This window comes from Hymenobacter sp. DG01, from assembly GCF_006352025.1.
In the GTDB taxonomy this organism is placed as follows: Bacteria; Bacteroidota; Bacteroidia; order Cytophagales; family Hymenobacteraceae; genus Hymenobacter.
Genome location: NZ_CP040936.1, coordinates 2498254 through 2522917 on the forward strand (window position 1 = coordinate 2498254; position 24664 = coordinate 2522917).

The following is a 24664-nucleotide window of genomic DNA, read 5'->3' on the forward strand; positions in this document are numbered from 1 at the left end:
GTAGCTACATGCAAACGCAGCAAGAAACTGAACAAGAAGTAACTGACAGCCGCTCCGGTGGCGCTGGTCGTCGCATCATCTGGATGCTGGTGGCCCTGGCCGTAGTAGGAGCCCTGGCTTTCATCAAGATAAAGTACTTTCCCTCCCAGGGTGCCGAGGGCAAAGGTGGCGGTGGAGGCGGCAAGGGTGCCGCTGCCGGTGGTGGCAAGGGAGCCCCCGGAGGGGCTGGTGGCAAAGGCGGAGCCGGCGGCGGCCAGAAGCTGCCCGTGCAGGTGTACGTAGTAAAAGCTACCAACCTGGCCGACGAAGTGGCCGCTACCGGCTCTATTCTGGCCGAAGAGTCGGTGGTACTGAAAAGCGAAATTTCGGGCAAGATTACGAGCCTCAACATCCGGGAGGGCCAGCCGGTGCGCAAGGGCCAGCTGCTGCTGACCATCAACGCCGACGAGATTCAGGCCCAGCTGCGCAAGCAGGAGTACAACATCAAGCTTTTCCGCGACCAGGAGCGCCGCCAGCGTACCCTGCTCGACAAAGAATATATCAGCGCCCAGGAGTACGAGCAGGCCAATAACCAGCTGCTCACGGCCCAGGCCGACCTGCAAGCCCTGCGTGCTTCCCTGACCAAAGCCTATATCCGGGCACCTTTTGATGGCGTGCTAGGGTTAAGCACCATTACGGTAGGTACGTACGTGAGCCCGGGGGCCGAAATAACGACCCTTTCACGGGTGAAGCCGGTGAAAATCAGCTTCACGGTGCCCAGCCGCTTCTCAAACCTGGTACGCACCGGCGACCCCATTACCATCACCGACGAAGCTTCGAACAAGAAGTACGAAGCCAAAGTCTATGCCCTTGATCCGCAGATTGACCCCGTGAGCCGCACCCAAACCGTGCGCGCCCGCTATGCCAATACCAGTAATGAGCTGCGCCCCGGTGCCTTCGTGAAGGTGAATCTGCAGCTGGGCCAAACCTCGGAAGCCCTGCAGGTGCCCACGGAAGCCGTAATTCCGGAAGCTGCCGGCTACAGCGTGTACACGGTGCAGAACGGTAAAATGGTCCCGAAAAAGGTAAAAATCGGGGTCCGCTCTGCCCGCCTGATTCAGATTACCGAGGGCATTGCCGTGGGCGACTCGGTAATCCGCACCGGCATTTTGCAGGTTAAACCCGGTGATGCTGTGCGCGTTACTAAGTAAGATTTCTCGCTGAGGTTCGCTGAGGTTTTCGCTGAGGTTCGCGGAGGCCGTACACTGCAAACCTCAGCGAAAACCTCAGCGAACCTCAGCGAGAAATAACACTATGAGCTTATCCTCCACCAGTATCAACCGGCCGGTGCTCGCCATTGTGATGAGCCTGGTCATCGTGATTTTCGGGGTGATTGGGTTTCGCTACCTCAGCGTCCGGGAGTACCCGAGCGTTGACCCACCCATCATCACGGTATCGGCCTCCTACACCGGCGCCTCCGCCGACGTAATGCAGGGCCAGGTGACTGAGCCCCTGGAAGAAGCCCTCAATGGTATTCAGGGCATCAAGAACCTGACCTCGAACTCCCGCGACGGCCGCACCCAGATTACGGTAGAGTTTGACCTCGACGCCGACCTGGAAACGGCAGCTAACGACGTGCGCGATAAGGTGTCGGGGGCCCAGGGCCGCCTACCCCGCGACATCGACCCACCCGTGGTGAGCAAGGCCAACGCTGACTCCCAGCCTATTGTGATGACCTACCTCAGCTCCAGCCAGCGCAATTTGCTGGAGCTGACCGATTACGCCAACAACACCCTGAAAGAGCGCCTCCAAACCATCCCAGGCGTGTCGGAAGTGCGGGTGTACGGGGAGCGGAAGTATTCCATGCGCCTGTGGCTGGACCCCGTGAAGCTCTCGGCCCTGGGCGTGAGCCCCGTGGATGTGCAGGCCGCCCTGACCCGCGAAAACGTGGAGCTGCCCAGCGGCTCGGTGCAGGGCGAAGCTACTCAGCTGACCCTACGTACCATGGGTCGTCTGTCGTCGGTAGAAGACTTCAACAATCTGATTATCCGGCAGGATGAATCAGCCCTGGTGCGGCTCTCCGATATCGGCTACGCCGAGCTCTATCCCGAGAACGACCAAACCATCTTCAAGGTGAATGGCGTGCCGATGGTTGGCTTGGCCGTTATTCCGCAGCCGGGCTCCAACCAGATTGACATTGCCGACGAGTTCAACCAACGCATTGCCCTCTATGGCAAAGACCTGCCCAAGGACCTGGTGCTAAAGCCGGGCTTCGATAACTCAGTGTTTATCCGCAAGTCCATTAACGAGGTAGAGCACACCATCATTGAGGCCTTCGTGCTGGTGGTAATTATCATCTTCCTGTTCCTGCGCGACTGGCGTTCTACCATCATTCCGGTGGTAGCCATTCCGGTGTCACTCGTCGGTATCTTCTTCGTGATGTACCTGATGAATTTCTCCATCAATGTGCTCACCCTGCTGGCCGTAGTGCTGGCTATTGGTCTGGTAGTGGACGACGCCATTGTGGTACTGGAGAATATCTATTCTCGCATTGAGGGCGGCGAGGACCCAAAAACGGCAGCTATTAAAGGCTCCGAGGAAATTCTGATGGCCGTTGTCAGCACGACTATCGTACTGGCGGCGGTGTTCCTACCCGTAGTGTTCCTGACCGGTATTACCGGGCGCCTGTTCCGCGAGTTTGGCATTGTGGTGGCTGGTTCGGTGCTGATTTCGGCCTTCGTGTCCCTTACCCTGACGCCCATGATGTGCTCGGTTCTGCTCAAGCGCGAGGAAACGCACAACTGGTTTTACCGCAAAACTGAGCCCTTCTTCGAGAAGATGATTGGCGGTTACCAGAGCAGCCTGGAAAGCTTCCTGCGCAACCGCTGGATGGCTTGGCTAATGGTAGTTGGCACGGGGGTAGGCATCTGGTTTTTCATGAAAACCATTCCGTCCGAGCTGGCCCCCATTGAAGACCGAAGCCGGGTGAACATCAACGCCACGGGTCCGGAAGGTGCTTCGTTTGAGTTCATGGACGCCTACATGGCCCAGCTCACCCGACTGGCGATGGACTCTACCGGTGAGCAGAATCTGAGCAGTGTGTTTGCCGTAACCTCGCCTGGTTTCGGGGGCGGCTCTAACTCCGGCACAGCCCGTGTACTCCTGCTCGATGCTGACAACCGGAAGATAGGCCAGCAGCAAATATCAGATAAGCTGAGCGCCGGCGTAAAGAAACTAACCGCCGCTCGCACCTCCGTGTCGCAGGACCAGAGTATTGGTGGCGGCGGTGGTGGCCTACCTGTGCAGTTTGTTATCCAGACCCAGGATTTCGACAAGCTGCGCACCGCCGTTCCGAAGTTCTTGGATGCCGCCCGCCAAGACCCCACTTTCCAGTTCGTGGACGTGAACCTGAAGTTCAACAAGCCCGAGCTGCGCGTGAACATCGACCGGGAGAAAGCACAGAGCCTGGGCGTGTCGGTGCAGAGCATCAGCCAGACGCTGCAGTCGGGCCTGAGCGGACAGCGCTACGGCTACTTTATCCGGGAAGGCAAGCAGTACCAGATTATCGGGCAGGTAGCGCGCGAAGACCGCAGCCAGCCCCTGGATGTGCGCCTGCTGTCGGTGAAGAACGCCAACGGGGAGTTGATTCAGCTGGATAACGTCATTCGACTGGAGGAAAGCAGCACCCCGCCCCAGCTCTACCGCTTCAACCGCTACAACTCGGCTACCTTCTCGGCCTCCCTGGCCCCGGGCCGCACCCTCGGCGACGGTATTGCTGCCATGCAGGCCATTGCCGACAAAAACCTCGACGATACCTTCTCTACCGAACTCGCCGGTGCCTCCCGCGACTTCCAGGAAAGCTCTTCCTCGCTGGTATTTGCTTTCGGCCTGGCCCTGGTACTGATTTACCTGGTGCTGGCGGCGCAGTTCGAAAGCTTCCGCGACCCGGTGATTATCATGGTGACGGTACCGCTGGCGTTGTCGGGGGCCCTACTCAGCCTGTGGTATTTCAACCAGACCCTCAACCTGTTTTCCCAGATCGGCATTATTATGCTGGTGGGCCTGGTAACGAAAAACGGTATCCTCATCGTGGAATTCGCTAACCAGCAGGTAGAAAACGGCAAAGACTACATGACCGGCCTGATTGAAGGCGCTACCGCTCGTTTCCGCCCCATCCTGATGACCTCTTTGTGCGCCATCTTGGGTATTCTGCCCATTGCGGTGGCTACCGGAGCGGGCGCGCTTAGCCGTCGGGCCATGGGCATTGGGGTAGTAGGTGGCCTGTTCTTTGCCACGGCGCTTACCCTGTACGTGGTGCCGGTGATGTACTCATACTTCGCCACGGCCAAAAAGCACAAGCAGCCTGAAGCCGCCGAGCGAGAGGCCGTAGCCGCTTAATTGTGCCGTATCCTTTTGTTATACAACCGCCCTGTTTTCAGCAGCTGATTTCCTTCATGCGTCGTTCTTTTCTTGCTGCTTTTCTGCTCGCCGCTCCCCTACCCCTGCTTGCCCAGCAGCCGGTGCTGCCCTCGCGCCAGCCTACCACCCAGCCCCAAAGCAAACCCCAGACGGAAAAACCCGAAACGGTAGCTCCGGCGCCTTTCCTGACCCTGGCCGAAGCCATTCGGGTAGGGATTGAGAACAACTATAACATCCGGCTTTCGCGCCAGGACGAGCGCATTGCCGAAAACAACGTGACCCGTGGCAACGCCGGGCAGCTGCCTACGGTAAACGGTAACTTCACCCGGACCTTCAACCGCAACAACGTGCGGCAGGAGTCATCGAGCCGGCCTGAGCCCAGCATTGCCAACAATGCCAAGTCGAACCTGCTGAACGCCAACGTGGCCGCTACCTGGACCATTTTCGATGGTTTCGGGATGTTTATTGCCTATGACCGCCTGCAGGCCCTGGAGCAAAGCCAGCGCCAGCTCACGCGCGCTACCCTGGAGGAAACGGTAGCCGCCATTACGGACGCCTACTTTGTGGTAGTGCGGGAGTCAGGCAAGATTAACTCTATTGAGGAAGCCCTGAAAATCGGTCAGGCCCGCATCGACCTGACCCAGGCCCGGGTGGATGTAGGCGTGAGTGCCAAAGTAGAAGTGCTGACGGCCCGCGTGGACTATAACGCCGACCGCTCGGCCCTGATTCAGCAGCAGGAAGCCTTAAAAACGGCTAAAATCAACCTGAACAATTTGTTGGGCCGCAACCCCAACCTCAACTTTCAGCCCCAGGACTCCATTGTGGTCAGCCCGGATCTGAACCGGGATGTTGTGCTGCAGGCCGTGCGCCAGAATAACCCCCGTCTGCAACAAGCCCGCATCAACACCGAAGTAGCCACATACGACCGGCGTCTGGTACGGGCCTCGCGCTTTCCACAAATCGGCCTTACTACCGGCTACGGGCTGAACCGCAACATCAACGGCGCGGCGTTCTTCGGCTCCCAGCTGGTAACCAACACCGGCCGGACCTACGGCCTGAACTATGGTGTAGTAGCCTCGGTGCCTATTTTCGACGGCTTCAACCGCAACCGCCTGGAGCAGAACGCCCGCATTGTGGAGGAGCAGAGCCGCCTGCAGCTCGACCAGACCCAGCTGCAGCTGGATGCGGATGCCGAGCAGGCGTGGGCTCAGTACCAGAACCGCCTGGAGCTGCTGGAGCTGGAAGAAGCCAACATTCTGCTGGCCCGCGAAAACGTGGCCATTGCCCTGGAGCGCTACCGCCTGGGCCTGCTCACGCCCATTGCCCTGCGCGAGGCCCAGCGCACCCAGCTCGACGCCGAAGTGCGCCTGTTGGACATCCGCTACCAGGCCAAGCAGGCCGAAATTGTGCTACGCCGCCTGAGCAGTGGCCTGGTGCAGCAGGGAACCGCTCAGCCCTGATTTTCGGTTTACTGCGCATATCAAGCAACTGTATTTCACGCTATGAACTCTGCACTGGCTTCTTCTTGTGCTGATTTTTTGGACCTCGGCTACCGTGCAGATATCAAGGTACTGACGGTACGCTGGCTACGCTCGGTTTCGCGGGAAGAGCTGCAGGCTGGGTTTGAGCAGGCCCGCCAGCTGAGCCTGGAGCAAGAGGCAACCCGCTGGTTGGTGGATGTGCGTCGCCGTTCCTCGCTGGACGCGGTTTCATCGGCCTGGGTGGCCCAGGATTTTTTACCTATGGTAGCCCGTGGTCTGGGCAGCCGGTTAATGATTGCCTATCTTCTGTCACCGGCCCGGGAGGTTGTTCTACGGATTGACCCGGGTATGCGCGCAGCAACAGAGGCAGCCCTGAATTCGGCTCAACCCTACTCCCTTCAGACTTTCATAGATGAAGGGCCGGCTACGCAATGGTTACTGGCGTAGTTAGTGTAGCCAAGCCGTGCTCTCTTCTGATTTTACCCTGTCAGGGGGGCAGAAGGCAGTAGCATATTTCTCTAATTGAGAATCACGTTTGCCTGTTAAAAACGCCTTTTCACTGGGGAAACGCCCCCACACAGCGAAGAGATTCTACAAGTGGGAAACTCAACAGTAGTTTTGTTTCATCAACAACGCTACTCTCCTACTGCACATGCTTACTGCTCTCCGCCTAGCGCTCGTTTTCTTTGTACTGTCGTTCTGCTTGCCGTCTGAATCAGCCGCCTCTACGTTGCGCGGGCGGGGCTTGCTGCCTGCCGCGCGGGCCAAAGTGAAAGGTCAGCGTCATGTGCACCGCCCGAACTACCGCATTTATCGCCCCAGCCGTATCCGGTAGCTACCGCCGAATGAACTGCCGCTACTTGACCTGCACGGCCCGTAGCTGCTCCAGCGCGGCCAGGGTTTCCCGGCGCTTTTCTTTTTCGTCTTCATCTACCGGTTCGCGAGCAGGCTGATTAAAGAAACTCAGCAAATGTTGCTGCTGAGGCGCGGTCAGGTGGTCAAACTTTTTGTCGGCCAGTTTGCGCAGCCACTCCCCATAGGTTTCATCGGTGAGGGCGTACTCGCCCAGCCGGGTAGGCTTGCCAGTGTCGAAGTCGGCATTGGGCAGGCGCGGCGCCAGGGCTGTGGTGTCGCGCGGCTCCTGCTCCAGTAGTGTGCAGTAGTTGCGCATCACCATCCGGAAGCTCCCCTTAAACAGTTCCTGCGCCTCTGGGGTAGGCAGCTTGAAGGCAAATGGCCGCAGTGGCCCAATTTTGGGCAGCACCCGCACGAAATACGACAGTACGCGGGCGCCGGTGCCGGGGTGCTCGTAGTCGGTGCCGTAGCGGCGGCGGTATTCCCGCTCACTTTCCTGGTACACATACTCGCGGCGGCGGGCCTGAGGGCTTAGCCGCCGGATTTCTTTTTTCTGGGACTGCCAGGCGGCCCGGCTGGCAATTGGAATCAGGCTGCGCACGGCAAACCGGAAAGAGCTAACGGCCAGATCCACGTTGAACACCACCTGGCCCAATTCCAGACCATACGTTTTCAGAAAAGCCTGCTCCAGCACCGGCTTACTCACCTGAAACCCGATGTAGCGCTGGTAGTCGGCGGTACGGTAGCGGCCGGCTGCTACCTGCACCACGTCAAAGGCAAACTCCAGCTGGGTATGCTGAATGGGGGCTTCCTCGTAGGTAATGCTATTGCCGAATTTCGCCTTTAGCTCCGGATAGACGCTGGGCATGGCGCGGTTGGTGCCCTCGGGATGGCCATGGATGTCGGCGGCGTAGTGGGCCAGGGCCCCCAGGGCAAAGGCATACTCATTCCGGCCGTGGGCCTCATCCAGCAGGTTGCGCACAAAGTCGCCGGAGCGCACGTAGTGGGTCAGGTTCGTGAACAGCTCCGAGCCGAAGGGGTAGTAGCCCATATCTTGCAGAATGGAGCCCCCGTAGGCGTAGCTTTTCGCCTCATTCAGCTGCTGCTCGGAGGCACCGGGGTAGCGCCGCTGCAACAGCGGCAGCAGGCAGCGCGTCCAGCTGGAATCCACGTTGGCCTGGTGGGTAAGCACAGAGTAAGCGGCCGCCGGTTGCGCAGCCAGTCCCAGCAGAACCGCCACGCCAAGTATCCATTTCAGCATAAAAAACAGGGCCTAGTCAAGCGAAATGGCTCAACCGCAAGCCCTGCCTTTACGCGGCTCCGCCGGCCATGGTTGTAGCTACACGGGTACCGCCGAAGATAAGCTCGACAGGAACGTTATTTCGCCGGTTTTTCCTACCCCCTCAGCCGATGCAAAGCCCAGGAGCCCGCTATTTTTCGGCGGGCCTGAAATCATATTGATTCCAAATTTGCCCTCGGCGTGCGTTTTCCTGAACAACTCCCTGCCAGAGGAGTTACCTTTGCCGTGATGAAACCCGTGGTGGCCTTCTTTCTGGGAATGCTGATGCTCGTGAGCGGCCTGGTGCCCCAGAACGACCTGTCGGAGCTGGGGAAGCTGCCGGAGCTGGCGCGACACTACCGCTACCACCGGGCCTTATCGGGTGGAAGCCTCTCGCCGCTGGCGTTTCTGGTGCTGCACTACGGCCCCCACGGCGCCGACCACCGCCGCCACCCCTACTCTGAGCGCGACGCTCAGGACCATCACAAACTACCCCTGGAACAGCATCATCACGACTGCGTGGTGGTGAGCTTTGTGCTGCCCACGGGCCGGGTACTACTCCCGCCCCCGCCCCAAAGCTGGCCTGCCCCCGACTACCACATGATGGCCGGGCCGCTCTACACCTTCAGCGTCAGCCAGTCGCTGCTGCAGCCACCCCGAGCCTAGCGGCCCCAAGCCCCCGGGCGCAGTGCGTCCGGCTGCTACCCCCGTTGCCGTGCGCAACCCTTCTTCTTTCTTGCTGATTTCGCCTCCGCCATATCGGTGTAATGACACCATTCGTCATTCCGAGCAGCGCGAGAAATTTGGGTCGAGCCGTTGGATGGCTACCTCAGGTTCCTCCCGTTGGTTGGGATAACAAGTGGCCCCTACCCCACGCGAAGGCTGCAACCCTTTCCTTTATGCTTTCCCGCATTATCCGGGCCAGCATCCACAACAAGCTGTTTGTGGTGCTGATGCTGGTGGCGCTGGTAGGCTGGGGCGGCTACTCGGCCGCTCACCTACCCCTCGATGCCATTCCCGACGTTACCAATAACCAGGTTCAGGTTATCACCCAAAGCCCCGCCCTGGCTGCCCAGGAGGTAGAGCAGCTGCTCACGATTCCGCTGGAGCTAAGCTTGCGCACTATTCCGGGCGTTACGGAAATTCGCTCCACCTCGCGCTTCGGCCTCTCGGTGATTACTGTGGTGTTCGAGGACGACATCAGCACCCTGCAAACCCGGCAGCTGGTGGCCGAGAAGCTGCGCACCGCCGAAGCTGACCTGGGCGCGGACCTGGGCCGCCCCGAAATGGCGCCCATCACCACCGGCCTCGGCGAAATCTACCAGTACAGCATCGGCATCAAGCCCGGCTTCGAGAAGAAATTTTCCCTGGCCCGGCTGCGCGAGGTGCAGGACTGGATAGTGAAGCGGCAGTTGGCCGGCGTACCGGGGGTAGTGGATGTCAGCAGTTTCGGGGGCTACGTGCGCCAGTACGAGGTGAGCGTGAACCCGGAGCGCCTCAACGCCAGCGGCGTAACCATGAGCGAGCTGTTTACCGCTCTGGAAGCCGGCAACGCCAACACCGGCGGCTCTTACCTGGAGCGTGGTCACAATGCCTATTTCATCCGGGGTGAAGGTCGTGCTACCTCCCTGCAGGACGTAGGCAGCATGGTTATCAAGCAGGTAAACAATGTGCCCATGCTGGTGCGCGACGTAGCCGAGGTTCGCTTCGGCCACTCCGTGCGCTACGGGGCCATGACCTTTGATGGCAAGGGAGAAACCGTGGGCGGCATCGTACTGATGCTGAAGGGAGCCTCCTCCGAACAAACCATCAGAGGCGTGAAGGCCCGGGTAGAGGAAATCAACCGCCAGCTGCCCGAGGGCCTCTACGTTCGTCCCTTCCTCGACCGGACCAAGCTGGTGGACACGGCCATTCATACCGTCGCCAAAAACCTGATTGAGGGCGGCGTGATTGTGATGGTGGTGCTGCTGGTACTGCTGGGCAACTGGCGGGCCGGCCTCGTGGTGGCCTCCATGATTCCGCTGTGCATGCTGTTTGCCCTGGGCCTGATGAGCACCTTCGGCGTATCGGCCAACCTGATGAGCCTGGGCGCCCTGGACTTCGGGCTGATTGTGGACGGGGCCGTGATTATCGTGGAAGCCATGATTTTCCACCTCGTGCACTTCCGCCAGAAAGCCGAGCACGAAACCATGGACCAGGTGGCCGAAACCGCCGCTACCCGCATGATGCGCTCGGCCCTGTTCGGGCAGCTCATCATCCTCATTGTGTACCTGCCCATTCTGGCCCTCACGGGCATCGAGGGCAAGATGTTCCGGCCTATGGCCCTGACGGTGAGCTTTGCCATCATCGGGGCCATGCTGCTGTGCCTGACTTATGTGCCGGCCGTGTCGGCGTGGGCGCTGCGCAAGGATATCAAGGAGGAAGGCACCCTGGCCGACCGCATCATGAAGTTCCTGTACCGTGGCTACCGGCCCATTATTCACGGGGCCTTGCGCCTGCGCGGGCTGGTGGCCGGGGCAGCCGTGGGGTTGCTGGTGCTGGCGGGGGTAGTGTTTGCGGGTATGGGCGGCGAGTTTATCCCGCAGCTCGATGAGGGCGACTTTGCCGTGTACGTCGGGCTGCCGCCTGGCTCTTCTCTGGCCCAGAGCATTACGACCACCACCCAGGTGCAGAAGATTCTGCTGAACAAGTTTCCGGAGGTAGAGCAGGTAGTCAGCAAAATCGGCACCTCCGAAATTCCGACTGACCCCATGAGCCTGGAAGACTCCGACCAGATTGTAGTGCTCAAGCCCCAGGCCGAGTGGACCTCGGCAGGCTCGCGCGAGGAGCTGGCCGGTAAGATGAGCGAGGCCCTGGCCGGTGTACCGGGCGTGAGTCTGGAGTTTCAGCAGCCCATCCAGATGCGCTTCAACGAGCTGATTTCGGGGGTGAAGTCCGATATCAGCATCAAGATTTACGGCGACGACCTGGGCCTGCTTTTCGACAAAGCCAACGAAGCCGCCGCCCTTATCCGCCCTCTGCCGGGGGTAGGCGACCTGAAGGTAGAGCAGATTGCCGCCCTGCCCCAGCTGCGCGTGACGTACAACCGCCCGAAAATGGCCCAGTACGGCCTGCGCGTTTCTGACCTGAATACGCTGTTGCGCGCCTCCTTTGCCGGCGACGTGGCCGGCCAGGTGTACGAAGGTGAGCGGCGCTACGACCTGGTGGTACGCCTCGACAGCCTCAACCGCCGGAGCATCCAGGATTTGCGCGCCCTCTACGTCGATCTACCCAACGGCGAGAAAGTACCCCTGGAAGAAGTAGCCGCCGTGGACTTCCGCAACGCTCCCATCCAGGTGTCGCGCGATGATGCCCGCCGCCGTATCAACATTGGCGTGAATGTGCGCAACCGCGACGTGGAAAGCTTGGTGACGGATATTCAGCAGCAGCTCAATGCCAAGCTGAAACTGCCTGAAGGCTACGCGCTCAAGTACGGCGGGCAGTTCGAGAACCTGCAGCAGGCCAAGTCGCGCCTGGCCGTGGCGGTGCCCGTGGCGCTCCTGCTGATTTTCGTGCTGCTCTACCTTTCCTTCCACTCCGTCAAGCAGGCCCTGCTGATTTTCACGGGCATTCCGCTGGCCGCCATTGGTGGTATTCTGGCCCTGTGGATGCGCGGCATGCCCTTCAGCATTTCGGCGGGGGTAGGGTTTATTGCTTTGTTCGGGGTAGCGGTACTGAACGGCATCGTGCTGGTAGCCAGCATCAACGAGCTGGCCCTGGTAGGCATTACTTCCGTGCATGAGCGGGTGCTGAAGGCCACCGCCGAGCGGTTCCGGCCGGTGCTGCTCACGGCGGCCGTGGCCTCGCTGGGGTTCCTGCCCATGGCCCTGAGCAACTCGGGCGGCGCCGAGGTACAGAAGCCCCTCGCTACGGTGGTAATCGGTGGGCTGATTTCGGCTACCCTGCTTACCCTGGTGGTGCTGCCCGTGCTTTATACTTTTTTCACGAAAGATGGCGAGGCCAGCCCCGTGGAGTCAACCCCGGAGGCCCTGGCCGATGCCCGCGAGAATCATGAACTGTAAGCCCGCCACGCGGTACCTCATCAGAGCAAGCCACGCCGCGCTTAACCCCCAACTCCCGCTCAGAAAACCTATTATGCTCTATCGTTTTCTGTTTCTGCTGCTCGTCGTGCTGCCCGGCTTCCTGTACGCCCAGACGACCCCGCGCACCCTACCCCCTCCAACCTCCGCAAGCCCGGTAGCCTCACCCGATGGGCCGCTAACGTTGCAGCAGGCCCTGCAAACCGGCCTCGGCCAAAGCCTGCTGGTGCAAACCGGCCGGCTGGAAGTGGAGCGCCAGCGGGCCCTCTCCCGCACTGGCTACGACGTACCGCGCACGGTGGTGGACTACCAGGTGGGGCAGATTTCGGGCCCCCTACGCGACCAAAGCCTGAATATTGTGCAGCAGTCGGCGCTGCCGGGCGTGTACGGGGCGCAGCGGCGCTTGCTGGAAGGCCAGATTATGACCGCCGAGCAGCGCGTGCGTAGCCAGCGCCGGGAGCTGGTGCACGCCATCCGGAGCACGTATTATGAATTGCTGGTGAGCTACCGCCGGGCGGCTTTGCTACGCCAGCAGGACAGCTTGTACCGCCGGGCGGCCCGGGCAGCCCGCATCCGCTACCAAACCGGCGAAACCAACCGTCTGGAACAGGTTTCGGCTGAGGCCCGGATGCGGGAACTGCAGAACCAGCTGGCCATCGTGCTGACGAACCGGCAGGTGCAGCAGCAGCAGCTTGGGGTCCTCCTGAACCTGGGCCGCCCCGCCTCTATCGACACGACAGCAGCGGCCGTAGCGCCTCTCTCTCCCGCTGACACGGCGGGCCTTACGGCAGCCTCCAATCCTACGCTGGCCCTGCTGGAACAAGAAATTGACGTGAGCAAGCGCCAGACCAAAGTGGAGCAGTTGCGCCGCCTGCCGGACCTGCGCTTAGGCTACTTCACCCAGACCATCAACAAAGAAAACGGCTTCCACGTAGCCCAGGCCGGCATTGCGGTGCCGTTGCTCGGCGGCATCCAAAAAGCCCGCATTCAGGCGGCACAGCTAAGTGAGCAGGCTGCTGAGGCTCAGCTGCGCTACGCCACTACCCAACTGCGCGGGCAACTGGCGGGGCTGCGCCAACAGTTGAGCCGGGCGCGGGCCTCGCTCACGTACTACGAGCAAACCGCCTTGCCTCAGGCCCGCCTTATTCTGAGTACGGCCGAGAAAAGCTTCCGGGCCGGCGACATCGACTACGTGGAATACGTGGTGAATACGGAGCCTGCCTGGCAGATTCGCACGGCCTACCTCGAGCAGGTCCGGCAGTACAACGAGCTGGCCCTTTCCCTCCAGACGCTGACCGGCCCGGACGTGCCATAACCTTTCGTGCTACCCCTTACATCGGCACGAACCCTCCTTAAATTCTCTATGAAATCGACCTACTTCCTGCTGCTGGCTTCTTTACTGACCGCCTGTGGCACCGATAAATCGGCTCCCACCGAGACGGCCGCTGCCGCGCCCCCTACCCCTGCTACCCCCGCCAACCCCGACGAAATCAGCGTGAGCAGTGCCCAGGCCCAGGCGGCAGGGCTGGAAACCGGCTCTTTCGTCTGGAAAAACATGACTACCGACGTGCAGGCCAACGGTAGCATTGACGTGCCCCCGCAAAACCGGGCGTCGGTATCGGCCGTGATGGGCGGTTACGTGCAGTCGGTGGCCGTGCTGCCGGGGCAGCAGATAGCGCGCGGCGGCACCGTGGCCGTGCTGCGCCACCCCGACTACCTCCGCCTGCAGCAGGACTATCTGCAAAGCAAAGCCCGCGTAACGTTTCTGCAGAAAGAGCTGCAGCGCCAGCAAACCCTCGACGCCGAAGACGTGGGCGCCAAGCGCAAGCTTCAGCAGGCCCAGAGCGACTATGCCTCCGAGCAGGCTACGCTTCGTGCCACGGCCGCCCAACTCCGGATGCTGGGTATCTCGCTCAGCCGCCTCGACCGGGGCGAAATTGCGCCCACGGTGCCGCTGGTGTCGCCCATCAAAGGCTACGTGAAGTCCGTCAATATCAACCCCGGTCAGTTCGTGAATCCGCAGGATGTGCTGGTAGAAATCGTGGACCGCTCCGACCTGCACCTGGAGCTAAAGGTGTTTGAACGGGACATTGCGCGGGTGAAAAACGGGCAGCGCATTCTGTTCAAAATTCCTAGTCGTGGCTCCAATGAAGACTTGGGAGCCCGCGTATTTCTGGTGGGCAAAGCGTTCAACGACGACGCCCGCACCGTGAGCGTGCACGCCCACCTGGAGCCCGAGCGCGACGACGTGCTACCCGGACAATACGTATCGGCCCACATCCAGACGGCCGGCGCCCGCCAACGCACCCTGCCCGAAGACGCCATTATTCAGGCTGGGGAGTTTAGCTATATCTTCGCCCAGACCGGCCCCACCTCCTACCGGCGCTACCGCGTCCGGACCGGCGCCACAGACAGCGGCGACGTAGCCATTACCCTCCTCGACCAACTCCCCGACACAACTCGCCTCGTCCGCCACGGGGCCTATTTTCTGGATGCCGAACTGAAAAAAGGCCAGGACGCGGAAGAGTAAACGAGTGAGTGAGTGCGTTGTCATGGCGAGTGGAGCAAAGCCATCCGTCCCGGCCAGCGCCCTACCCCCTTGAAACGTGCCAAGCCCTTACCTCCGTGCTGGAAGTAAGGGCTTGTCTGTTTAGCAGGGTTGTCATATAGCAGAGGAAGCATGGCTTCGCTTCTCTCATCATGACACTTCACTCATTCGCTATTCCCCCAGCCGCTGGCGCAGCTCCTGCACTTCCCGCTCCAGGTCGAGAGTGCGGAACATGACTTTAGCTTCGAGGTCGGAGTAGGCGCGCTCCAGTTGTTCCTGCAGCTGCTTTTGCTCCGTGATGTCGGTATTGGTACCGCACCACCGCACAATACGGCCTTCCTCGTCGCGCACGGGTAGGGCGCGGCTCAGGAACCACCGGAATTCGCCGTCGTGGCGGCGGAGCGGGAAGGTGTCTTCCCACTTTTCACCGTTGCTTAACGCCTGCTTCCAGCCGGTAGTTACCTGCTCCACATAGTCGGGGTGCTGCACGCTTTGCCAGCCCCAGCCCAGCATTTGCTCCTGGGTCGTGCCCGTAAACCGGAACCACCGGTCGTTGTACCAGAACAGAGAGCCGGTTTCATCGGCCATCCAGGCCAGCTGCGGAATGGCATTGGCCAGGGTCGTGAAGTCCTGTTCCCGCTTGCGCAGGGCCAGCTGCTGCATTTTCTGGTCGTGGATGTCGGTGCAGGTGCCAAACCACTTCACAATCTCACTGGCTTCGTTGCGCACTGGCAAGGCCTGGCCCAGAAACCAGCGGTAGTCACCCTGGCGCGACTTGAAGCGGTATTCTATTTCGTAGAACTCGCCGGTAGCCAGCGAATGGCCCCACACCTCCCGCGCGTGCTGGCGGTCATCGGGGTGCAGCAGGTTGTTCCACATATCGGGCCCTACGCTGTCAGAGAGGGTATAACCCGTAAAATCGGTCCAGCGCTGGTTGAAGTAGGTATGAAAACCACTGGGGTCCGTGGTCCAGACCAGCTGCGGAATAAGCTCGGCCAGGAAGTTAAAATCGGCGGGCGAGTCAATTCCGCCGGCTGCGCTGCCTTGCCGCAACTGCTCTACGTCCATGGTGCACACAATCCACTGGTGTACTTGCCCGGCCTCGTTCAGCTGCGGATAGCCGGAGCTTTCCACCCACCGGTAGCGCCCATCGTGGCGGCGCATCCGAAACCCGATCTGGTAGGTCTGGCCCGTAGCCAGGGCCTGCCGCGCCTGGGCGGCCACCCGGTCCTGGTCGTCAGCGTGCACCAGGGTCAGCCACTCCGTACTCAGCTGGGGCAGCGACAACCCTGTAAAGCGCAGCAGTTGCGGGCTGGCGTACAGGGTCGAGCCGGCGGCGTCGGCAATACTCAGCAGCATGGCCTGAGCCGGCTCCGTGCTGGTGGGCATGGAGGGGCTTTCGGGGAGTGAAGCCAGATTTTCCGGAGTATCAGAATGGGCAAGGTCCATACGGAAACAAGCAGATTAGCGTGGGAAGGGAATTTACGGGCGGGTGAGCTGCATCTCCATCCCCGACTGAAAGTAGAGGTTGAGTTGACTTACGCTGCCGTCGCGGGAGCGGCGCAGGCGGGTAATCAGGGCGCGGGTCTGCTCCTGGCCTGTGCTTATTTCCAGATAAGGGCGGTTCAGAATATTATCGCGCTGCACCAGCCACTGGCCGGCATCCTGCACTCCGGGCGCCTGAATCTCTAACCGCCCAGGCTCCAACTGCAAGCGCTCGGCCTGGGCCAGGGTAGTGCCCGGGTCAGTGCGATTCAGCACACGGTCGGCTACCCGCCAGTTGCCCGTCAGGAAATCATCGGACAGCTGCTGCAGATTAACGTCAAAAAGCAGTTCAGACATAAAGACCACAAAGATACAGCAGGCTTCAGGGAAACACCAGCCCGGCCCAGAGGCAGGAGCTGGCAGGCGCCGGGGAGGATAGTAATATACTGCTAGTAGAGCACTTCTGCGCGCTAAAGGCAGGCCCTTTAACAGAACAACCTCCCGGCCCGAAGGTCAGGAGGTTGTTCTGTTAAAGGATTTGCTTGCCGTACCCGCTGGCATGTTGCAGAGGAGGAGGGATTCGAACCCCCGGAGGTTTAACCCTCAACGGTTTTCAAGACCGCCGCAATCGACCACTCTGCCACTCCTCTAAGGGGTAAGCCTAGCATGCCATGCGGGATGTGACAAGCAAGAAAAAAGGCTTTTTCACGAGCTGAAAAAACCAGTGCAGAGAGGGGGGGATTCGAACCCCCGATACCCTTGCAGGTATAACGGATTTCGAATCCGTCGCATTCGACCACTCTGCCACCTCTCTATAAGGTTCCAACTGAGCGGTTTGGGATGGCAAAAGTATTGAGGATTACGCAATGCGCAATACGGCCGCGCACTTTTTTTACGGCATAAATTCTTACCACCTCATTTTCAACCACAAATCATTTTCGTCCGGCCGACGCAGCCACGGGCAGCGGGCGCTTCAGCCGGCCCGTTACGGCATCAATGCTTACGTTTACTTCAAACCCCAGAATCAGGGTCATACACACAAAATCAAGCCACACCATGAAGCCTACCAGCGTGCCAATGGAGCCGTAAAAGTGGTTGTAGCTGTCGAAGATCTTGACGTAGAGAATAAACAGGAACGACACCAGAAAGATAAGCAGGGTAGCCACCACCGAGCCAGCCGAAAGAAACGGCCACTTGTCGTGCACGGGGGGTACGTAGTAATACACCAGGCAGGTAGTGAGCAGGAACAGCCCGACTACCGAGCCGTAGCGCAGCAGGGCAATCAGCTGATCCGTCAGGTGCTCAGGCACGATTTCGTGGTACACCAGCGCATCAATAATGTAGGTACCAAAGAAGATACCGGCCACGGAGAACAGCAGCACCGAGGACAACACTACTGTCAGGAGGGTAGCAATAACACGCTTCCGGACGTAGGTGCGCTTCTTGAACGAAGGGTACTTCTTCTCGAAGGCATCGAGCAAAGCCATGATGCCGTTGGAGCTGAGCACCAGGGCCGTAGCAAAACCAAAGGACAGCAGGCCGCCGTGCGGAATGTTCACGATATCCTCAATAGTCCCGGAAACAGCCACGTACATCTCCCGCGGAATCAGGTCGGCGAGGAACTGCAGAATGTCGAGGTTGAGGTTGGGGACGGGGATGTACGGAATAAGGGTGAACAGAAAGATGATGGTGGGGAAAATGGCAATGGTAAAGTTGAATGCCATGTAACTGGCCCGCTTGGCAATGCCATCCAGCTTGATTTCCTGCAGTAGCCGGTCCACCACATCATACACCGAGGCCTGCCCGCCATGAAAGCGCAGCCGCTTCAGCAGCACAATAAAGCGCCGGTAGCTGCGGCGGCGGCGCACATCGGGTAAATGATATCGACGAACAGGAAGGCGCATAGAAAGAGTAAACGGCGTAGCTGAGTAACTGAGTAACCGGCAAGGCAGTTCGCCGCGGGTAAGCACCCGGTTGCTGAGTAGTAAGCAGAAAGCAGGTGGCGCTGACCCTATACTCTGTTATTCCGCTGCTCTACTTCAGGAAAGCGGCGGGTGCCGGGGCATCGGCGGGCGTTTTGGGCGGAGTGAGCGGGCCGGCCGTTTCGTCATCGGTGAAATAGGGCGCCAGCTTGGCCTGAATATCGGCCGGAATGGCCACGGGCCGGCCGGTAGCCATGCTCACAAACACCATCAGGGTGTGGCCTTCGGTCAGCAGCTCGTCGGCCTCATTACGGATTTCATATTCAAATAAAATCCGGGAACCCTCGGGGGGCTGCCTCAGCAGCAGGCGCACGGTCAGTAAGTCGTCGTAGCGGGCGGGGCGGCGGAAGCGGGTACGGATTTCTCCTACCGGCATGCCTACCCCATCGGCCTCCAGATCCTTGTACCGGATGCCCAGCTGCCGGAAAGCCTCGGTGCGGGCTACCTCGAAGTATGCCGCATAGTTGCCGTGGTACACGTAGCCCATCTGGTCGGTTTCGGCGTACCGGACGCGGATGTGGGTGTCTGATTGATACATAGTCAGTTGCCAGTTATCAGTTGCCGGTTGCCAGTTTTGGTTGTCATCAGCCCTCAACCGGAAACCGCAGTTACTTCATAATGCCGGCCCGGCTGAGGGCGGCCTGGTAGCGGCGGGCATTTACGAGGTGCTCCTGCTCGTTGCGGGCAAAGGCGTGGTAGCCGCTGAAATCCTCTTTGGCGCAGAAATAGAGGTAGTCGTGGCTCTCGGGGTTCAGCACGGCATCGATGCTGGCAATGCTGGGCAGATTGATGGGGCCGGGCGGCAGGCCAGCGTATTTGTAGGTGTTGTAGGGCGAGTCTTTGGCCAGGTGCACGTTCAGTACGCGCTTAATGGTAAAGTCGCGGTTGGCGTACACCACGGTCGGGTCGGCCTGTAGCTTCATGCCGCGCCGGAGGCGGTTGAGGTACACGCCGGCCACTCGGGGTCGCTCGTCGGGGTGCTGCTGCTGCTCGGCTTCCACAATGCTGGCTAATGTGCTGACCTCAGCTCGGCTCAGACCCAGCTTTTTGCGCTTGGCGTCGCGCTCCGGGGTCCAGAACTTTTCGTACTCCTTTTTCATGCGGTGCATGAGGTTGTCGGCGGAGGTGTTCCAGAGCAGCTCATAGGTGTTCGGAATGAACATGGTCAGGATGCTCGTGGTATCGAAGCCCAGGCTTTTGGTGTAGGCCGGCGAAGTCAGCAGGGAGTCAAACTGCCCGGGGCGCGCATCAATGGTGGTGCTCAGCTTGCGGGCCAGATCCTGCCGCAGCCGGATGTTCTGAAACGTCAGCATCAGGGGCAGCTTGTTGCTACCCGTGCGCAAATCATTGATCAGCTGCCGGTTGGTGTAACCATTTTTCAGCTCGTAGCGACCGGGCTTCACCAACTGGTCGTACTTAAGCAGGCGGGCTACAAAGCGCAGGCTCAGCTTATCAATCACTACCCCGGTAGCCTCAATGGAGTCGAGCACGGCCTTGGCCGACTCCCCCCGCCGCACGACCACGTAGGCCGGCCGGCCCTTGGTATCAATGTTGGGCGTAAAGAAAACCTGGTAGAAATAGTAGGAGAAGGTAACAAGCAGCAACCCAAAAATGCCGGTAACGTATGCAAACCGGTTGCGGCGGCGCGTGGCGTTGGCTTTATAATCGATGCGGGTTTTGGCCATGAAGCGAAAGAGGTAACAAAACGGTAACATTGCGTATCCAATCTTATATTGGACCCGACAACGGTTAGCAGGTAGATTTGCTGCTCAAAAGTACGAGTTCTAATTCTTCACCCCCCCTTCTCTTTTCTTTTATCATGCAACACTCTTACACTTCTAAAGCTGCGTTCCGCGGCCTCCTGGGTTTGCTTCTGAGCGCAGGCGCTTGTGTTTCGGCCTCAGCGCAAACTGTTACCCCCGTTAGCGTAGCGGCTGGCGCTATTTACACCCAAAACTTCGACGGTGTTGGCGTAACGGGTACTGCGTATCCGGCGGGCTGGAGTGCTGTACGTCTGGGTGGCACTGGTACCCTGAACCAAGTACTGGATCTTTCTGCCTCTGATGGCAACAGCACCTCGGGCGGTATCTACAACGTAGGCCTCGCCAACGACCCTGACCGTGCATTTGGCACTATTGCGTCGGGCTCCACCGTACCGGCTTTTGGTGCTGCCTTCACCAATGGTACGGGCGCCGCTGTAACCCGGGTAAACATGGCCTTCCGGGGCGAGCAGTGGAAGTCCGGCAGCGCAGTTGACATAACTGAAGTGCTGGCCTTTGAATACAGCCTGGATGCTACCAGCCTGACCACCGGCACCTGGACAGCTGTTACGGCTCTTAACATCACGGAGGTAGCTAACGCCAACGTATCTACGGCTCCTATTAACGGCAATGAAGCGGCTAACCGGGCTGCCATTGCTGGCTCAATCAGCAACATTACCTGGCCGGCCGGCGCTACCATGTGGATTCGCTGGAAAGACACCAACGATGGCGGCACCGATGCCCTGCTGGCACTGGATGATTTCGCTATTTCTACGGGCACTACCGCCCTGGCTAGCCGCAACGCTATTGCCGCCAGCAATGTAGCCATCTTCCCCAACCCCACTGCCGAAGCCGTAACCATTCAGGTTTCGGGCCGCGCTCAGAAGGCAGCCGTTACCGTTTCGGACCTGATGGGCCGCACGGTACTGCGTGGCACCGCCGCCGCCGATGGCACGTTCAGCCTCCGCTCCCTGCAGGCTGGCAACTACGTAGTGAAGGTACAGAACGGTGACTCGTTCAGCACCCACAAAGTAACCAAACAATAAGCGTATTGCCCGTTCATTAAGAAAGCCCCGGTGCATGTCGCCGGGGCTTTTTTTGTACCAAAGCCTCAGGCGGCTACTACCCCAGGGGCAACCCGCCCGAAGTTTTTATCGAAAAGAGTAGCAGGTCTCTGTAGGGCCTTGTACCTTGACCGCCCCCGTCGCCCGCCGGCGCCGGGTTTGCTGCTCACTCAACTGCTTTTGCTATGTCTGCAACCCTGCTTCGTATTCACCCCGACAACCCGCCTCAGAATCGTATTGCGCAAGCCGTGGAAGTGCTTCGAAACGGAGGCGTTATTATTTATCCGACGGACACAGTGTATGGCCTGGGCTGCGACATTCATAACGCCCGCGCCGTGGAAAAGCTTTGCCGGATCAAGGGCATCCACCCCGAGAAGGCCAATCTGTCGTTTATCTGCTCCGACCTTTCGCACATCACCGACTACGCCAACGGCATTACCACACCCGTGTACAAGGTGCTGAAGAAAGCGCTGCCCGGCCCGTTTACCTTCATTTTTGAGGCCAGCACGAAAGCCCCTCGCTACGGCGGAGTTAAGCGCAAAACTGTTGGTATCCGGGTGCCCGATAACCAGATCTGTACTACCCTGGTGCGCGAGCTGGGCAACCCCATCGTCTCAACCTCCATTCACGACGACGATGAAATTCTGGAGTACAGCACCGACCCCGACCTTATTTTCGAGAAGTACCGCCCGCTGGTTGACCTGGTCATTGATGGCGGCTTCGGCAACAATATTGCCAGCACCGTGGTGGATTGTACCAACGAGGACTTCGACATCATTCGTCAGGGTGCCGGCGACATTGAACAGTATCTGTAGAGAGTGATGGGGGTAGGAACCCAGCCGAATCCCTACCCCCAGTAGCTGCCCAAAGCCCGAGTGGGACGGTACCAGTCGTTAAACGATCAGGGGCCGCCTCACTCGGGCTTTTAGTTTTCCAGCGGTGTTAGGGCTCCGCTACGCCGCTGGTTGAAGCTGACTAGTGGGCCGCTTTAGTACTTTGGCACTACCTTACCCGCTTATGCTTCCAGCGGCGGTGGGTCCAGAGGTAGTCAGAGGGACTAGCCTGAATATCCCGCTCCAGCTGACGGGCAAAAGCCTCGGTTAGTTGATGCTCAGCGGGCGGTAGCACATGCTGCCCATCGTGGAGTTCCGTGAACGTAATTTCATAGTAGCCGCGCCGCGCCCGTCGAATCCCAACGTACACTACTGCGCACTGAAATTGGGCGGCCAGCCGGTCGGCACCAGTATAGAATGGAGTATCCTGATGCAAAAAGTCGGTCCAGTAGGGGTAGTCTTCGGGGCCGGCGGCCTGGTCGGAAAGCAGGCTAAGCGTGCGCCCTTGCCCTTTGTGCTTCACCAAGTCGCGCAGAGTGCTGAGCATGGGCACCAGGTGGGCACCAAGACGGCTCCGTAACCGCAGCATAAAACTCTCGAAGAAAGGGTTCATTAAGGGCTTGTACACGCCGCCCGCCTTGCCGGGGTACTGCAGCGCCGCCGCCGACAGGATCCACTCCCAGTTGCCAGCGTGTGAACCCAGGGTAAGCACCTGCTTGCCTTCCGGAAAAAACCGACCCAGCACTTCTGGGTTCGTGAACCGAACCCGTTTCCGCAGCGCCGGCGCTGATATAGTACGCAGCTTCAGAATTTCTACAACAACCTGCGCGAAGTGCCAATAAAACTGGTAGGCCAGCTTCTCAATTTCAGCGGCCGATTTCTCGGGAAAAGAATGGCGCATGTTTTCCAACACCACCCGCTTCCGGTAGCGCGCTACGTAAGCCAGCAGCAGATAGAAGCCCCGGGCCACCGCGTAGAGCACAGGCAAGGGCAGGTACGAGAGGCCAATCAGCAACCACTCTACCGGCCGGTAATACCAGGGGTAGGGTTTGGGGGCTACGCGGGCCGCGCTCATCGGGACATAACGGCTCCGGCCGGAGCGTAATCGGCCGGGTTACGGCGCACGGTGGTAGTTTGGGTAGTCAGCACTTGGTTTTTAGCGTTTCGAACTTCCAGCGTGAGCAGGTACTCGCCGGCGGGCACTTTGCTTAGGTCCAGCTCTCCGGCCAGCACCGTGGGTTTGCCCTCCGCGCCCTGAGCGGCTCCCTGGCCGGTGGCAGCATCCTTGGCGGCTTTAGCAGCCCGCAGGCGGTAGCGAAGCACCAGGGGCTGCCCGGTAGGCGCGTTGTACAGCTCGGCGTAAAAGTACAGCTTATCCATGCCGCGCGCATACAATCCGCCCGGGGCCCGGGTCAGGCTCAGGCCATTTCGTATAAAATTATTAGCCTCCACGCTGGAGCGGCTGGCCGGCCTGCTGAGCAGCACTACGTCGCTCAGGCTGGGTTTTATGTTGCTGAACTCCATTACTAAAGGCCGTTCCACAATATCGGTGTTGGCGGCGCGGTACTGGTCGCGCAGGTGCCCACGCAGCAGGTAGCGCCCTTCGGGTAAGATGATGCGCTTCTGAAAGCTGATCGGGTTTTTGATGGCTGCGGTCGTATCGCGCAGCACTGGAGGGCGCAGGGTTACGGTTTCCTGGTAGATGGCCGAGCCATCGGGGCGCACAGCTTCCAGCGTAACGGTAGCTCCGGCCTGAAACATTTTGGGTCCGCGGCGCTGGTACGTCAGCTGCTTGCCCGCTACGGTAACGTAGATTTCTACTGTTCCGCCCTTCACGGCCACATCCGTGCTCCGGAAACGGGCTACGTCCAGCTGCAGCTGGTGTTGGGCCCGAGCCGCCGCGAAGGGTAGGCAAAGCAGGCAAATGGTCAGCAGAAGTCTAAATCCGGAGGGCATAGTGTCAGAATGTCGGTACATTGAAAAGGCAGATTCGCCTGAAACGGCGGTGGGCAAACACGGGCCTCTCTGATGGCGTTTCAAAAGTACTCTCCCACTTTTGTACAAACCTCCCCCATATTCGGAAGTAAGGCTGCTTCGGCCGGTCGGTTCCGGCATCTGGCCTCTGCATTTGCCTGTCGGGCCGTATTATCACGCTTTCCTTGCCATTGGTGGCACTAGTCTTTTTTTCATGCCCGCTATTCTTTTCGAGTCGCAGTACAATCCGCCCGCGGCCTTTTTTGCTGAACTTCTTGGCGCCAAGGCTCTCTACCTGGAAGCCCATGACAACTACCGCAAACAAACGTACCGCAACCGCTGTCTTATCCTCACGGCCCAGGGAGTACAGCCGCTGACCGTGCCGGTTATTGATGGCAACCGGAGCGAAAAAGTGCTGACCTCGGCTATTGAAATTGACTACCGCCAGAATTGGGTACACCGCCACTGGCGCACCCTGCAAACCGCTTACGGCGGCTCGCCGTATTTCGAGTACTACGCCGACTATCTGCATGATATCTACGTACAAAAGCCTCCGCTTCTGTTCGAGTTGAACCTGAGCTTACTGCAGTTGCAGCTGCGCTGTTTGCGGCTGCGGTTACCCATTCTCCTAACCCCCGAGTACTACCCCTCTCCTACCCCGGTTTCCCTCCTGGATCGGCGCGATTGGCTGACACCGAAAGCAGCGGCCCCGGCGGAACCTGACAGGACGTCGGTTCGGCCCTACCGGCAGACGTTTGGTAAAGATTTTGTACCGGGACTCAGCATCTTAGACCTGCTTTTTACGCAGGGCCCGGCCGCCGGCAGTTTTCTTACGTAGTGTACTAGCCGCCTCCGAACCTTCGCCCGCATCCTTCTGTTTTCAGAGTACAGCGGCCCAACCCGCCAGCGCCGAAACCGGGCTTGCG

General features: G+C 59.6%; 20 protein-coding genes and 2 tRNA genes. 12 read left to right on the forward strand and 10 right to left on the reverse strand.

Going from position 1 to position 24664, the window contains the following annotated elements; all coding sequences use genetic code 11:
• Nucleotides 1-8: 8 nt before the first annotated feature.
• The 5 genes from FGZ14_RS10535 to FGZ14_RS10555 all read left to right on the forward strand — a co-directional run bounded on the left by FGZ14_RS10535 (nt 9) and on the right by FGZ14_RS10555 (nt 6714).
• Nucleotides 9-1190: an efflux RND transporter periplasmic adaptor subunit gene (locus FGZ14_RS10535; RefSeq protein WP_139924039.1), complete on the forward strand. Its 1182-nt coding sequence runs from the start codon at nt 9-11 to the stop codon at nt 1188-1190.
• A gap of 103 nt (nt 1191-1293) precedes the next feature.
• Complete coding sequence (locus FGZ14_RS10540; protein WP_139924041.1) at nt 1294-4377, forward strand: efflux RND transporter permease subunit; 3084 nt, start codon at nt 1294-1296, stop codon at nt 4375-4377.
• Nucleotides 4378-4433: 56 nt separating this feature from the next.
• Nucleotides 4434-5858, forward strand: a complete 1425-nt coding sequence (locus tag FGZ14_RS10545) for a TolC family protein (protein ID WP_139924043.1) — start codon at nt 4434-4436, stop codon at nt 5856-5858.
• 42 nt (nt 5859-5900) lie between these two features.
• Entirely contained in the window at nt 5901-6326 is a 426-nt protein-coding gene (locus FGZ14_RS10550; protein WP_139924045.1) for a hypothetical protein, read from the forward strand.
• A gap of 205 nt (nt 6327-6531) precedes the next feature.
• Nucleotides 6532-6714: a hypothetical protein gene (locus FGZ14_RS10555; RefSeq protein ID WP_139924047.1), complete on the forward strand. Its 183-nt coding sequence runs from the start codon at nt 6532-6534 to the stop codon at nt 6712-6714.
• Nucleotides 6715-6735: 21 nt separating this feature from the next.
• On the opposite strand, the gene FGZ14_RS10560 is transcribed toward FGZ14_RS10555, so the two are convergent.
• A complete protein-coding gene (locus FGZ14_RS10560) occupies nt 6736-7995 on the reverse strand; it encodes a zinc dependent phospholipase C family protein (RefSeq protein WP_139924049.1) in 1260 nt (419 codons plus the stop codon).
• A 264-nt stretch (nt 7996-8259) separates the two neighbouring features.
• Here FGZ14_RS10560 and FGZ14_RS10565 point away from each other — a divergent pair, with 264 nt between their 5' ends.
• The 4 genes from FGZ14_RS10565 to FGZ14_RS10580 all read left to right on the forward strand — a co-directional run bounded on the left by FGZ14_RS10565 (nt 8260) and on the right by FGZ14_RS10580 (nt 14622).
• Nucleotides 8260-8679 (forward strand): hypothetical protein, encoded by a 420-nt coding sequence (locus tag FGZ14_RS10565; RefSeq protein ID WP_139924051.1) that lies wholly within the window; start codon nt 8260-8262, stop codon nt 8677-8679.
• 233 nt (nt 8680-8912) lie between these two features.
• Entirely contained in the window at nt 8913-12074 is a 3162-nt protein-coding gene (locus FGZ14_RS10570; RefSeq protein ID WP_139924053.1) for an efflux RND transporter permease subunit, read from the forward strand.
• Between the two features lie 73 nt (nt 12075-12147).
• Nucleotides 12148-13407, forward strand: a complete 1260-nt coding sequence (locus FGZ14_RS10575) for a TolC family protein (RefSeq protein ID WP_180754327.1) — start codon at nt 12148-12150, stop codon at nt 13405-13407.
• A gap of 48 nt (nt 13408-13455) precedes the next feature.
• Nucleotides 13456-14622, forward strand: coding sequence for an efflux RND transporter periplasmic adaptor subunit (locus FGZ14_RS10580; RefSeq protein ID WP_139924057.1), 1167 nt, complete (start codon nt 13456-13458; stop codon nt 14620-14622).
• A 189-nt stretch (nt 14623-14811) separates the two neighbouring features.
• On the opposite strand, the gene FGZ14_RS10585 is transcribed toward FGZ14_RS10580, so the two are convergent.
• From FGZ14_RS10585 to mltG, 7 genes are all read right to left on the reverse strand, one after another.
• A complete protein-coding gene (locus FGZ14_RS10585; protein ID WP_139924059.1) occupies nt 14812-16089 on the reverse strand; it encodes a PAS domain-containing protein in 1278 nt (425 codons plus the stop codon).
• A gap of 33 nt (nt 16090-16122) precedes the next feature.
• Nucleotides 16123-16482, reverse strand: coding sequence for a hypothetical protein (locus tag FGZ14_RS10590; protein ID WP_139924061.1), 360 nt, complete (start codon nt 16480-16482; stop codon nt 16123-16125).
• 208 nt (nt 16483-16690) lie between these two features.
• A tRNA-Ser gene (locus FGZ14_RS10595) sits at nt 16691-16775 on the reverse strand.
• A 77-nt stretch (nt 16776-16852) separates the two neighbouring features.
• A tRNA-Ser gene (locus FGZ14_RS10600) sits at nt 16853-16939 on the reverse strand.
• Between the two features lie 118 nt (nt 16940-17057).
• Nucleotides 17058-18029 (reverse strand): YihY/virulence factor BrkB family protein, encoded by a 972-nt coding sequence (locus tag FGZ14_RS10605; RefSeq protein WP_139924063.1) that lies wholly within the window; start codon nt 18027-18029, stop codon nt 17058-17060.
• Between the two features lie 130 nt (nt 18030-18159).
• A complete protein-coding gene (locus FGZ14_RS10610) occupies nt 18160-18645 on the reverse strand; it encodes a thioesterase family protein (RefSeq protein WP_139924065.1) in 486 nt (161 codons plus the stop codon).
• Between the two features lie 70 nt (nt 18646-18715).
• Nucleotides 18716-19792, reverse strand: coding sequence for an endolytic transglycosylase MltG (mltG, locus tag FGZ14_RS10615; RefSeq protein ID WP_139924067.1), 1077 nt, complete (start codon nt 19790-19792; stop codon nt 18716-18718).
• A gap of 134 nt (nt 19793-19926) precedes the next feature.
• Here mltG and FGZ14_RS10620 point away from each other — a divergent pair, with 134 nt between their 5' ends.
• Nucleotides 19927-20913: a T9SS type A sorting domain-containing protein gene (locus tag FGZ14_RS10620; RefSeq protein ID WP_139924070.1), complete on the forward strand. Its 987-nt coding sequence runs from the start codon at nt 19927-19929 to the stop codon at nt 20911-20913.
• Between the two features lie 203 nt (nt 20914-21116).
• Nucleotides 21117-21746: an L-threonylcarbamoyladenylate synthase gene (locus FGZ14_RS10625; protein WP_139924072.1), complete on the forward strand. Its 630-nt coding sequence runs from the start codon at nt 21117-21119 to the stop codon at nt 21744-21746.
• 187 nt (nt 21747-21933) lie between these two features.
• Here the strand turns inward: FGZ14_RS10625 and FGZ14_RS10630 are convergent, their stop codons facing one another.
• Both FGZ14_RS10630 and FGZ14_RS10635 read right to left on the reverse strand, forming a co-directional pair.
• The gene (locus FGZ14_RS10630) at nt 21934-22839 is read right to left on the reverse strand and encodes a lysophospholipid acyltransferase family protein (RefSeq protein ID WP_257883203.1); all 906 of its coding nucleotides are present in this window, start codon (nt 22837-22839) and stop codon (nt 21934-21936) included.
• Nucleotides 22836-23720: a hypothetical protein gene (locus FGZ14_RS10635; RefSeq protein ID WP_139924074.1), complete on the reverse strand. Its 885-nt coding sequence runs from the start codon at nt 23718-23720 to the stop codon at nt 22836-22838. Before FGZ14_RS10635 ends, FGZ14_RS10630 begins: the two co-directional genes overlap by 4 nt.
• Nucleotides 23721-23952: 232 nt before the next feature.
• Here FGZ14_RS10635 and FGZ14_RS10640 point away from each other — a divergent pair, with 232 nt between their 5' ends.
• Nucleotides 23953-24576, forward strand: a complete 624-nt coding sequence (locus tag FGZ14_RS10640; RefSeq protein WP_139924077.1) for a WbqC family protein — start codon at nt 23953-23955, stop codon at nt 24574-24576.
• The last annotated feature ends 88 nt before the right edge of the window (nt 24577-24664 follow it).